Consider the following 12,027-nt stretch of genomic DNA (forward strand, 5'->3'; position numbering starts at 1 on the left):
GTACGCCGGTGGAGTAGTCCCGGACGACCCCGGGCAGCAGGCCGCCCAGCTGTGCGTACCGGAGACGCTGGCGGGGCCTCGGCCGCCGCGCCACAGGTGCGGTGTCAGGAGCCGGCCGGGGTCAGCCCGTCCGGCAGGTGACGGTCGGCCAGGTCCAGTTGCCGTTGGCCATGATCGTCACCCCGAAGTTGTTGCCGTTGCCGTTCGGCCTGGCGGTGATCGTTCCGCTCGTGCCGCTGACGGAGGCGTTCCAGCTGTTCTGCAGGCTCTGGCTGCCGCCGAGGCCGAGGCTGACGACCCAGGTGTTGGTGCCGCTGACCGCGACGTTGAGGTTGAACCGGTCGCCCCACTGCTGGCCGGCGGAGAGCGTCGCGGTGCAGTTGCCGGGGTTTCCGGGCGGGTTGCTGGTGGTGGGCCCGGTGGTCGGGTTGCCGCCCTCCCTGACGGTGATGTCGGAGCTCCCGCTGCTCTGGTAGCCCTCGGTGGCGACGATCTGGTACGCGTGGTTGGTGCCGAGGTTCAGCCCGGCGCGGGCCCAGGCGTCGAAGTGGTTGGCGGTGGTGATGGTGCCACCGGTCCGCTTCTGCTGGCGGACGCTCCAGTACTGGTAGAACGTGGCGGTGCCGTCGATCGACGGCTGGTTGACCCGCTGGGTGCGGTAGAGGTCGTAGGTGCTGCCGTCGCTGGTGACCGAACCCATCCGGGTGGCGCCGGTGCTCGGGTTGTACGTCCCGAAGTTCTCCACGACGTAGTACTCGATGAGCGGGTTGCGGGTCCATCCGTACAGGGCGAGGTAGCTGTTGCCGTTCGGGCTGTAGCTGCCCGAGTAGCTGATCGTCCTGCGGGAACCGGTTGCCCAGCCCTTGCCGCCGACCCAGTTGTTGGTGCCGCTGCCCCAGTTGCTGGAGTACCGGCCGTCGGCGCGCAGCGTCATGCTCGCGTTGCCGCTGTCCTTCCAGAACGAGTAGTAGAACCCGTTGTGCGTGCCCGTGGAGTTCGAGCTGACGGTCCGGTCGGCCTCGGCGTACGCGTTGGGCGCGGCTATCACCGTGGCGCCGACGGCCATCACTGCGGCGCACGCGGCGCCGAGGAGCAGCCGGAGGCCGCGCCTCCTCGGTTCGGTGGGGATGTCGTTCATGTGCTTGCTTCCTCCTCGTGACAGCTGGCGGGAGGCCAGCAGCGCGGTACGACCCTGCGGGCTGTCGGGCGTCGTACCACGCGGTGGGGGCCGGTCGTCCTGCACGACCGGAGGAGCGGGTCGCGGTGGTTGCCATCGACGGTCATGAGTCCCGTCGATGGCGACGGTATGAGGCCACCCAGCAGCGTGTCAACAACTTTCGGTAACCTTCCGGAAATCCGATGTTGACAATGGATCGATGATTGCCACGTCGTGCTGATCTGGTCCGAGATGATCACCACGGCTTTTTGACAGGAGGTTCAGGGATCCGAGCAGGAATTTCCGGAAGTTCCGGAGCTCTTCCGAACAGGATGCGGCCAGACCGGCGGGCCGCGCGCACCTCGCTCGACGCGCTGCGGAAGCTCATCGGCGGTGCCATCGGCCGATGAGAGAAGGGGCGCCGGTCAGCGCAGCGGGCCGAAGAAGGCCTGCAGGTCCGCCGCCAGCTGGGCGGGCGCCTCCATCGCCGGGAAGTGCCCGCCGCGCTCGAACTCGGACCAGTGCGCGCCCGGCGGCGCGGGGACCAGCTTGCGTACCGTCGCGTCGGCGCCGAAGACCGCGAAGCCCTGCGGCACGGCGGGTGGCGCGCCCCAGTCCGACGAGTGCGCCTGCTCGTACAGGGTGTGCGCGGCGGTGGCGCCGCAGCCCGTGTACCAGTACAGGCTGACCGTGGTGAGCAGTTGGTCGCGGTCGATCGGCAGGTCGGCCCACTCGTGGAACTTCTCCGCGATCCAGGCCAGCTGCAGCAGCGGCGAGTCGACCAGGCCGTAGCCGATGGTCTGCGGCCGGCTGTTCTGAATGGACAGGTAGCCGGAGCCCTCCTTGGTGAACGCGGTCATCCTGTCCAGGATCAGCTTCCCGACCGGGTCGCCGTCGTCGAGCCGGCCGGCCATCCCCGGAATGAACGTGGCGACGTTCGCGGCGGTCAGCGGATCGGTCACCACGTGCACGCCGATCACCTGCTCCCCGTCGATGCCGGCGACCGTGCCGGAGACGCCGGCGCCCACGTCGCCGCCGTGCACCCCGTACCGCCGGTAGCCGAGCCGGCGCATCAGCTCGACCCAGGCGTGCGCGGTGCGGCCCATCGCCCAGCCCGTCCCGGCCAGCGGGGTCGAGAAGGCGTACCCGGGCAGCGAGGGCGCGACGACGTGGAAGGCCTGACCGGCGGCCGGGTCGACCAGCGGGTCGATGAGGTTCAGGAACTCGGCGACCGAGCTCGGGAAGCCGTGCGTGATCAGCAGCGGCTTCGCGTCGGGCCGTTCGGACCGGACGTGCAGGAAGTGGATGCGCTGGCCGTCGATCTCGGTCGTGAACTGCGGGTACCCGTTGAGCCGCGCCTCCTGGGCCCGCCAGTCGTACCCCGCGCGCCAGTACTCCGCGAGGTCCTTCAGGTAGTCCAGCGGAACGCCGCGGGACCAGCCCACGTCGGGCAGTTCACCGGGCCAGCGGGCGCCGGCGAGCCGGTCGTGCAGGTGGTCGACCTCCGGTTGGGGGATCTCGATGCGGAAGGTTCGGATGTCGTCGCTCATCGCGCTTCTCCTCGTGGCCCGGCGCACTTGTGCTCACAGGTAGAAGGCTATGGGGTGGTCCAGCCCATGGGCGAGGACCGATGCGCGTGCGAATCCGGCTAGGACACCCGGAACCCGCCTGCGCTGAGGCGTCGCTCAGGCGGCGTGGTGATCGAGCAGGCTCAGCGCGCGGTGTACGTGTCCGTCCGTCTCGGCCAGCGCCCGGCCGGCCGCCTCGGTGCTGGTGCCGGCGATCAGCGTCACGACCGCGACCTTCGCGTCGCCGTCGGCCGCGCGCAGCGCCTGCCGGCAGCGCTCGGGGTCGGCGCCGGTCGCCTCGGCCAGGATGCGCAGCTGCCGGTCGCGCAGCTTGGCGTTGCTGGCCAGCATGTCGGTCATCAGGTTCGAGTACGTGTGCCCGAGACGTACCAGCGTCGCGGTGGAGAACGCGTTGAGCACCAGCTTCTGCGCGGTGCCGGCCTTCATCCGGGTGGATCCGGTGAGGACCTCCGGCCCGGTGTCCGGCGCGACGTGCACGTCCACGCCGGACGCGATCGGCGAGGCCGGGTTCGCCGACAGCAGCACGGTACGCGCGCCGCGAACGCGCGCCGCGGAGAGCGCCGCCCGGACGTACGGGGTGCGCCCGCTCGCCGTGACACCCACGACGAGGTCTCCCTCGCCGACGTCCGCGGCGGCCGCCGCCCCGGCGTCCTCGTCGTCCTCGGCGCCCTCGGACGGATGGGTGAGCGCGTGCGACCCGCCCGCGATGTGTGCCACCACCCGGCCGGGTGCCAGCCCGAACGTGGGGATCAGCTCGGCCGCGTCCAGCACCGCGATCCGCCCCGAGGTGCCGGCGCCGACGTAGTGCACGCGATGCCCGCCGGCGAGCGCCGCCACGGCCAGTTCGACAGCGGCGGCGAGGTCGGGCAGCACGTCGGCGACCGCGCCCGGCACCTGGTGGTCCTCGGCGTTGATCAGGCGCAGCAGGTCCAGCGTGGACATCCGGTCGATCGCGGCGCTGCGCGGGTTGCGTTGCTCGGTGCGCGACAGCGGCGCCTCGTCCAGGGGCCTCACCCACGACTCCGATCGGTGCCGATCCGCCGTCCGCGCACCGCCGCGTAGGTGGCGTCGAGCGCGGTCCGGGTCTCCTGGTACGTGCGCTGGGCGACGCCGACGAACACGCAGTCGATGACGGTGAGCTGGGCCAGCCGGCTGGCCATCGCGCCGGAGCGGAACGTGGTCTCGCGGGCCGCGGTGGTCAGCACCAGGTCGGCGACCCGCGTGATCGGCGCCTTGGGGAAGTTGGTCAGCGCGACCGTACGCGCGCCGCGCCGCCCCGCCTCGGTGAACGCGTCGATGGTGTCGCTCGTCGTGCCGGTGTGCGAGATGCCGAACGCCACGTCCCGCCCGTCCAGCAGCGCGGCGCTGGTCAGGGCCAGGTGGGTGTCGCTCCACGCGAACGCGACCCGGCCGATCCGGTGCAGCTTCTGCTGGAAGTCGCTGGCCACGAAGGCGCTCGCGCCGACGCCGTAGATGTCCACCCGCCGCGCGCCGGCCACCAGGTCGACCACCTGCTTCAGCACCGCGATGTCGATCTGCGTGGCGGTCTCCTCGACCGCCCGGGCGTCCGCGAAGGCGATCTTCTTGACCACCTGGGCGAGGTCGTCGCTCTCGCTGATGTCGCTGCCCACCGGCTCGTCGTCGGCGGTGGCGGCCTCGTAGGCGCGGCCGGCCTCGCGGGCCAGCGTCAGCCGCAGCTCGGAGTAGCCGGCGAAGCCCAGCGCCCGGCAGAACCGGATCACCGTGGTCTCGCTGGAGCCGGCGCGCTCGGCGAGGTCGGTGATGGTGAGCCGGGCGGCGGTGGCCGCCTCGTCGATGACCACCTGGGCCACCCGCCGTTCGGCCGGCGACAGCGATGGCAGCAGGCCACGCACCCGTACCGTGGTTTCCGCTGCTGGCGACTGCGGCGTGCCGCGCTTCCGGCCTGTCATGGAGAAAAGTTTCCTTCGCTCGGCGTCGATCGTCAATTGTCTCCACCGACGGGGTACGGTCACCGGACTATGGGCACGACGATGGTGGTCGGCGTCGATGCGGGTGCCACGACCACCCGGTGCGTGGTCGCGACCCTCGACGGCGCGGTGGTGGGCCGGGGCGCGGCCGGCGGCGCGAACCGCAACAGCAGCGGCGGCGAGGCGAGCACGGCCCTGCGCGCGGCGCTGACCGCGGCGCTGGGACCGGTCGACCGTACCCGGGTGCGCCTCGGTGTTCTCGGCGCGGCCGGTTCGGCCGGCGCCGGCCGCGAGGCCTTCCGCGCGGCCGCCGTCCGGGCCTGGCACGATGCCGGGCTGACCGGCGAGGTGGTCGCGGTGACCGACCTCGAGGTCGCGTACGCGGCCGGCACGGCCGGGCCCGACGGCGTGCTGCTGCTGTCCGGCACCGGCGCGCTGGCCGCCCGGTTCGCCGGCGGGGTGCTGCGGCGCCGCTGCGACGGCTACGGCTGGCTGCTGGGCGACGAGGGCTCCGCGGTGTGGATCGGGGTGCGCGCGTTGCGCGCGGTCCTCGCCGCACTCGACGGCCGCGGTGCGCCGACCACCCTGGTGGACGCCGCCCGCGCACACTTCACTCTGGAGCCCGGGTCGTGTCGCGAGGACCTCGCGCAGGCGCTGGTCGCGGCCGGGTTCGCGGCACCGCCCGCCGCCCTCGGCCGGCTGGCGCCCGCGGTGGGCGCCGCGGCCGGGTCCGGCGACGCGGTCGCCGGGCGGATCTGCGCCGCGGCCGCCGGCCGCCTGCTGCACACCTTCGACAGCGTCGAGCCGCCGCCCGGCGCCGTCGTGGTGCTGGCCGGGTCGGTGCTGCTCGGTCCCGGACCGGTCGGCCGGGCGGTGCGCGCCGGCCTGCTGGCGCGCACCGGCGCCGAGCCCCGCGCGGCGCTCGACGGCGCCGGCGGTGCCGCCGCGCTGGCCGTCGGCCTGCTCACCGGCGCCCCCGTGGCGCCGGTGGTGCACGCGCGGCTGACCGGCAGCGTTCACGAGCCGAGCCGGGAGTAGCGCAGGTACGGGCGGCGCCGCGCCTCGAACGCGGCCAGCTCGCCGGCCCACGCACCGACCACGTCGCCGGCCGGCGCGCCCGCGTCGATCATCGTGCGCAGCCGCGACGACCCGGTGAGCAGGTCGATCCAGTACCGGGTGCCGCCGTCCACGCGCCAGGCGAACGCCGGTTCCCGGCGCGCCTCCACCAGCATGGCGACCGCCGTACGGATCGGGTCGTACGCGGCCTGGTCGGTCACCTTCACCTCGATCCCGGCGCAGAGCCGGTTGGCGAACTTGTTGAACGTCGGCGTGAAGTAGGCCTCCCGGAACTCCACGCCGGGCAGGTTCAGCCCCGTCACCCGGTCGCACCAGCGGTGGTCGAAGCCCGGACCGCCGATCAGCTCGAACGGCCGGGTGGTGCCGCGGCCCTCGGACAGCGACGACACCCCCTCGAACATGCCGGTGCCGGGGTAGACGATCGCGGTGTCCGGTGTGGGCATGTTCGGGCTGGGCAGCACCCACGGCAGATCGGTGTCGCCGGCGCGCAGCCGGCCGGTCCAGCCCCGGCAGGCGATCACGTCGAGGCTCACCTGCCGTCCCGCCTCGGCGGGCAGGAACTCGCCGTTGTAGAAGCGGGCCAGCTCGCCGACCGTCATGCCGTGCTGCTGCACGATCTTCAGTCGGCCCACGCCGGAGGTGAAGCCGTCCGTCATCATCGGCCCGTACGCGCGGCCGCCCACCGGGTTGGGCCGGTCCAGCACCACGTAGCGCAGGCCCAGCCGGGCGGCCGCGACCATCGAGTCGTACAGCGTGTAGATGTAGGTGTAGAAGCGGGCGCCGACGTCCTGGATGTCGAAGACGACCGTGCGCACGCCGGCGGCGGTGAACATCTCGGCCCACCTGGCCTGCGAGGCGAGGTACGCGTCGTACACGGTCAGCCCGGTGCGCGCGTCGGTGCCGGTGTCCTCGCTGCCGCCGGCCTGCGCCGAGCCGCGGAAGCCGTGCTCGGGGCCGAAGACGCCGCCGATGGTCACGCCGTCGGCGTGCATGCGGTCCACCAGGTGCCGGTACCCGCGGTCCACTCCGGTCGGGTTGGAGACGACGCCGATGCGCTCGCCCCGGACCGCGTCCCAGCCGGCGGCGGCGAGCCGGTCCATCCCGGTCTGCACCGGAAGGCGGGGGAGCAGGCCGGGTTTCGCGGCGGCCGGCGCGGCGCCGCTCAGCCCGGCGGCGACGCCGGCCGCGCCCGCGGTCAGCAGGCCTCGCCGCTTCACGGGACCTTCCAGGTCAGCCCGTGCCCGTACGGGTAGAGCCCGGGTAGCTCGACCGGCAGCTTGCCGCGCGGTCGCTCGGTGCCGAGCAGGACCTTGGCCAGCGACTCCATGGAGACACCCGTGTGGCTGTAGGTGGCCAGGTACGTGGTGACCTCCGGAAAGGCCGCGAGGTCGTACGGGTCGCGGACCGCCACCACCACGACCGGCCTGCCGGTCGCGACCAGGGCCTTGACGAGGGCTCGCTGCCGGCCACCCGGGTCGGCGACCGTGGTGTCCCACGCCCTGCTGGTGAGCACCACGGTGCGGTCGTGGGTGCGCGCCGCGGCGACCGCCTCGGCGATCTTGGCGTCGTTCGGCAGGTCGGTGACCAGCGGCGTGCCGCCGAGCGCGCCGGCCAGCGCCGCGACGTTGTGGTGCGCGCTGGAACTCCACCCCGTGACCAGCACCGACCCCCCGGCGCCGGAGAAGGGGAGCAGGCCCGCGTCGTTGCGGATCGCGGTGACGGTGCGGTCGGTGACGGCCCGGACGACGCGGACGTGCCCGGGCGAGCCGACGACGCGTTCGGCGGCGGCCGGGTCGAGCGGCGTCCAGGACAGCAGGCCCCGCTTCTGCTTGAGGGCGAGGATCCGGCGCACCGAGGAGTCGATGCGGGCCTCGGTGAGCTCGCCGGAGGCGACCGCGCCGAGCACGGCGTCGTAGGCCACCCGCATGTCCGGCGGCATCAACAGCATGTCGACGCCGGCCTTGAGGGCCAGCACGGGTACGCGGTCGTCGCCGTACTTCTGCCGTACCCCGGCCATCTGCAGCGAGTCGCTGACGATCACGCCGCGGTAGCCGAGCTCGCCGCGGAGCAGCCCGGTGATGATCGGCTTCGACAGGGTGGCCGGGTCGAGGGCCGGGTCGAGCGCCGGCACCACGATGTGCGCGCTCATGATGGCGTCGACGCCGGCCGCGATCGCGGCCTTGAACGGCGGCGCGTCGATGCGCTGCCACTGCTCGCGGGTGTGCGTGATCACCGGCAGGCCGGTGTGGCTGTCGGTGGCGGTGTCGCCGTGCCCGGGGAAGTGCTTGGCGGAGGCGGAGGTGTTCGCGCCGCGCTGAAGCCCGAGCACCTGGCTCGCGGTGAGCGCGGCGGCGAGGCGCGGGTCGCTGCCGAACGAGCGCACCCCGATGACCGGGTTGGCCGGGTTCACGTTGACGTCGGCCACCGGCGCCCAGGCCTGGTTGATGCCGACCGCGCGCAGCTCGGCCCCGGTGACCTGCCCGGTGCGGTACGCGTCGCGCGCGCTGCGGCCGGCGCCGAGCGCCATCCCGCCGGGGAACTGGGTTGCCGGCGCCGGCATCCGGGAGACGATGCCGTGCTCCTGGTCGGTGGAGATGGTCAGCGGGGCGGCGGTGGCGGCGGCCTGCAGCCCGTTGCCGAGCGTGGTGATCTGGCGCGGGTTCTGCAGGTTGTTCGTCCAGCCGAAGTAGATGACGCCGCCGAGGTGGTACTTCGCGACGACCTCCGCGGGGGTGTCCACGCCGTACAGGCGGCGGTTGGCGGCGGCGTCGGCAACCGACGGCGTGTTCGCGTCGTTGCCGTAGACGTAGGTGGTGAAGAGCTGGCCGATCTTCTGCGGCAACGTCATCCGGGCCAGGATCGAATCGACCGGCGACGATGCGGGTTTCGCGGCGGCCGGAACGGCGGGGACCGTGAGACCCAGAGCGGCGAGAGCGAGAACAGCCACGGGACGCGTTCGCATGGTGTCAGAACGTAGTCGGGTGGGCGCGGGATGGCAATAACATTCGCCCCCCTTGCCAGCTACGAAGGAAACATTCATCCTCGACAGATCGACGTATGGAGAATCGTTGATGATCAGACTCCGGTTCGTACCCCCGTTCTGCGTGGTCGCCTGCCTCGTCGCCGGCACGCCCGCGGCGGCCGCCCGGCCCGTGACCGCCGAGCCCGCCCAGGCGCCGGCCGTCACCCCCGCCGACATCCGGTTCCGGCGCGACGTGCTGCGCACCGGCACCGCGCGCCAGGCCGGCCTGCTGCCGGGACCGGTCGCCGCCCTGCCCGGCACCGCCGCGTCGTACCTGGAGCCCACGCCCGACCACCCCGGACACCCCGCGTACGCGGGCGCCACCGTGCTCGCCGCGCACCACGGCGTCGTGATCTCGCGTTTCGCGGTCGGAGACGCGGTCCGCTACACCGCGGGCGCCGGCGGGATCGTCGAGCTGCCCCCGGGGCGGCGCGTCCCCGCCCGTACCGACACCGTGTGGGACCTCGCCTCGATCTCCAAGCTGTTCACCACGATCGTGGTGCTCCAGCAGGTCGAGGCCGGCCGGGTGGACCTCGACGCGCCGGTGGCGGACCACGTCGCGGAGTTCGCGGCCGGCGGCAAGGAGCAGGTGACGGTCCGGCACCTGCTCACCCACACCTCCGGGCTCCCCGCGTTCCTGCCGTTCTACTCGAGGTACGACACGCCCGACCAGCGGTTCGCCGCCGCCCTCGCCACGCCGGTCACCGCCGGGTCCGCGCCCGGCAGGCAGTACGTCTACTCCGACATCGGCCTGATCGCGCTCGGCGTGCTGATCCAGCGCGTCACCGGCGAGTCGCTCGCGGACGCGGTCCGCGCCGGGGTGACCGGCCCGCTCGGCATGCGCGACACCGGCTACAACCCCGGCCCCGGGCAGCGGAACCGGACCGCCGCCACCGAGTACCAGCCGGATGTGAACCGCGGCGTGGTCCGGGGCGAGGTGCACGACGAGAACGCCTGGTCCCTCGGGGGCGCCGCCGGGCACGCCGGCGTCTTCTCCACCGCGGACGACCTCGCGGTCCTGTGCCAGACGCTGCTCGACGGCGGCACCTACCGGGGCCGGCGGATCCTGTCCCGGCCGATGGTCCGGCAGGCGCTCGTCGACTACAACGCGGACCTGCGGCAGCGGTACCCCGAGAGCGCCCGCGGGCTCGGCTTCGAACTCGCCAAGCACTGGTACATGGACGGGATGACCTCGCCGGTCACCTTCGGGCACACCGGGTTCACCGGCACGTCGATCGTCATCGACCCGCTCGACCAGTCGTTCCTCATCCTGCTCAGCAACCGGGTGCACCCGGACCGGGCCTGGGGGAATAACAACGTGGCCCGGCGCGCCCTGGCGCGTACGTTCGCCGCCGCGCACCCGATACACACACCCGCCGGCGGCGCGCCGTGGCGGGCCGGCACCCGCGACGGGGCGGTCATGACGCTGACCGCCCCGCTGCGGCGCCCGGCGGGTGAGCGGGCGCGGGCCTCGTTCCGCTTCTGGTACGACACCCAGCCGGTCCGCGACACGGCGGCGGTCGAGTCGTCGGCCGACGGCGTGACCTGGGTGCCCCTGCCGGCGACCCTGCGCGCCGGCCGCGAGCGGTTCACCGGCGACGGCACGTACACCGGCTTCGGCGCCCGCCACTGGTGGCTGGCCGGCGCCGACGTGCCGGCCGGCACGACCCGGCTGCGTTTCAGCTACCGCACCGACGCCGACTCGCAGGGACGCGGCGTCCTGATCGACCGTCTCCGGGTGTTCGAGCCCGGAGCGATTCTCGTCGACGGCACGACCACCCTCGCCGCCGACGGCTGGAACCCAGTGAACTCATAGGCGGGAGTCGGACATGGGATACGGGATCAGTCGGCGCGGGCTGCTGCACGGCGCGGCGGGCGTCGCCGCCGCGGGCACACTCGCCGGGTGCGCCGTGGGCGGCGACGACGGCGCCGAGGGCGGTGCCAAGGGCGAGACCAGCGCGGGCAACCCGCTGGGGGTCAAGCGGGACGCGCCGCTGGAGGTGGTCATCTTCAACGGCGGCTTCGGCGAGGAGTACGCCAAGGCGCACGAGGCCATGTACCGGCAGCGCCACCCCGAGGCGGAGATCAAGCACTCCGCCACCCAGAAGATCGCCGAGACGTTGCAGCCCCGGTTCGTGGCGGGCGACCCGCCGGACGTGGTGAACAACTCCGGCGGCAGCCAGATCGACTTCAACGGCCTGGTCTCACAGGGCGCGCTGGCCGATCTCGGCGAACTGCTCGACGCGCCGAGCCTCGACGACCCGAACAGGAAGGTCCGCGACACGCTGCTGCCCGGCATCGTCGACGTCGGCTCGTACGACGGCAGATTCCTGTCGCTGAACTACGCCTACTCGGCGTACGGCGTCTGGTATTCGCGGAAGCTCTTCGAGTCGAGGGGCTGGGAGTACCCGAGGACGTGGGACGAGATGATCGCCCTCTGCAAGACCATCAAGGCGGCGGGCATCGCGCCCTGGACCTATCCGGGCAAGCACTCGCGCTACATGAGCTGGCCGATCCTGGCCGCGGCCGCGAAGCTGGGCGGCATCGAGGTGATCAAGGCGATCGACAACCTGGAGCCGAACGCCTGGAAGCACGACGCCGTCAAGGCGGCCGCCGAGGCCTATCACCGGCTCGCCGTCGACGGCTACCTCCAGCCGGGCGCCGAGGGCATGGATCACGTCCAGTCGCAAACCGAGTGGTCCCGGGGCCACGCCGCGTTCGTCTCCTGCGGATCGTGGCTGGAGAACGAGCAGAAGGCGGTCACCCCGCCGGACTTCCGGATGGCCGTCGCGCCGACGCCCAGCCTCACCGGAAGCGACCGGATGCCGTTCGAGGCCTTCCGCGGCACCGGCAGCGAGCCGTTCATCGTGCCGGCCAAGGGCAGGAACGTCCGCGGCGGCCTGGAATACCTGCGGGTCATGCTCTCGCGGCAGGGCGCCTCCGACTTCACCCGCAAGGTCAGCAGCCTCACCTGCGTCGAAGGGGCCGCCGCCGGCATCGAACTCGGCCCGGGCCTCACGTCGGTGACCGGGCTGATCGAGGCATCCAAGGGCGGCGCGTTCACCTGGCTCTACTCGTCCTACTACCGCAAGCTGGAGCGCGAGCGGGTGGACGCGGCGTGCGCCGAGCTGTACACCAGGCGGATCAACGCGGCGCAGTGGTGCGAGAAGATACAGCGGTCGGCCGACGAGTTCGCCCAGGATCCCGCGGTCAAGAAGTACAAGCGGGCCTGAG

The 12,027-nt window shown here is 72.9% G+C and carries 9 protein-coding genes; 3 read left to right on the forward strand and 6 right to left on the reverse strand.

Translation table 11 applies throughout. The features are described 5' to 3' along the window. Window positions 1-121 precede the first annotated feature (121 nt). The 4 genes from AB0B58_RS18665 to AB0B58_RS18680 all read right to left on the reverse strand — a co-directional run bounded on the left by AB0B58_RS18665 (window position 122) and on the right by AB0B58_RS18680 (window position 4,676). On the reverse strand, window positions 122-1,138 hold the full coding sequence (locus AB0B58_RS18665) for a glycoside hydrolase family 11 protein (RefSeq protein ID WP_360224893.1): 1,017 nt from the start codon (window positions 1,136-1,138) through the stop codon (window positions 122-124). A 443-nt stretch (window positions 1,139-1,581) separates the two neighbouring features. Then, complete coding sequence (locus AB0B58_RS18670; protein ID WP_360224895.1) at window positions 1,582-2,706, reverse strand: epoxide hydrolase family protein; 1,125 nt, start codon at window positions 2,704-2,706, stop codon at window positions 1,582-1,584. A gap of 135 nt (window positions 2,707-2,841) precedes the next feature. Continuing rightward, on the reverse strand, window positions 2,842-3,759 hold the full coding sequence (murQ, locus tag AB0B58_RS18675; protein WP_360224897.1) for an N-acetylmuramic acid 6-phosphate etherase: 918 nt from the start codon (window positions 3,757-3,759) through the stop codon (window positions 2,842-2,844). Further along, window positions 3,756-4,676: a MurR/RpiR family transcriptional regulator gene (locus tag AB0B58_RS18680; RefSeq protein WP_360224899.1), complete on the reverse strand. Its 921-nt coding sequence runs from the start codon at window positions 4,674-4,676 to the stop codon at window positions 3,756-3,758. The genes murQ and AB0B58_RS18680 overlap by 4 nt, the downstream gene beginning before the upstream one ends. A gap of 69 nt (window positions 4,677-4,745) precedes the next feature. Here AB0B58_RS18680 and AB0B58_RS18685 point away from each other — a divergent pair, with 69 nt between their 5' ends. After that, on the forward strand, window positions 4,746-5,732 hold the full coding sequence (locus tag AB0B58_RS18685) for a BadF/BadG/BcrA/BcrD ATPase family protein (protein ID WP_360224901.1): 987 nt from the start codon (window positions 4,746-4,748) through the stop codon (window positions 5,730-5,732). On the opposite strand, the gene AB0B58_RS18690 is transcribed toward AB0B58_RS18685, so the two are convergent. Both AB0B58_RS18690 and AB0B58_RS18695 read right to left on the reverse strand, forming a co-directional pair. Continuing rightward, window positions 5,711-6,988: a DUF1343 domain-containing protein gene (locus tag AB0B58_RS18690; RefSeq protein WP_360224903.1), complete on the reverse strand. Its 1,278-nt coding sequence runs from the start codon at window positions 6,986-6,988 to the stop codon at window positions 5,711-5,713. The genes AB0B58_RS18685 and AB0B58_RS18690 overlap by 22 nt on opposite strands. Next, complete coding sequence (locus AB0B58_RS18695; protein WP_360224905.1) at window positions 6,985-8,718, reverse strand: glycoside hydrolase family 3 N-terminal domain-containing protein; 1,734 nt, start codon at window positions 8,716-8,718, stop codon at window positions 6,985-6,987. Before AB0B58_RS18695 ends, AB0B58_RS18690 begins: the two co-directional genes overlap by 4 nt. A gap of 124 nt (window positions 8,719-8,842) precedes the next feature. Here AB0B58_RS18695 and AB0B58_RS18700 point away from each other — a divergent pair, with 124 nt between their 5' ends. Further along, on the forward strand, window positions 8,843-10,609 hold the full coding sequence (locus tag AB0B58_RS18700) for a serine hydrolase (protein ID WP_360224907.1): 1,767 nt from the start codon (window positions 8,843-8,845) through the stop codon (window positions 10,607-10,609). A gap of 13 nt (window positions 10,610-10,622) precedes the next feature. Next, window positions 10,623-12,026, forward strand: a complete 1,404-nt coding sequence (gene ngcE, locus AB0B58_RS18705) for an N-acetylglucosamine/diacetylchitobiose ABC transporter substrate-binding protein (RefSeq protein WP_360224909.1) — start codon at window positions 10,623-10,625, stop codon at window positions 12,024-12,026. The last annotated feature ends 1 nt before the right edge of the window (window position 12,027 follow it).

Origin of the sequence: Actinoplanes sp. NPDC049118 (assembly GCF_040648555.1) — a bacterium.
Lineage (GTDB): Bacteria > Actinomycetota > Actinomycetes > Mycobacteriales > Micromonosporaceae > Actinoplanes.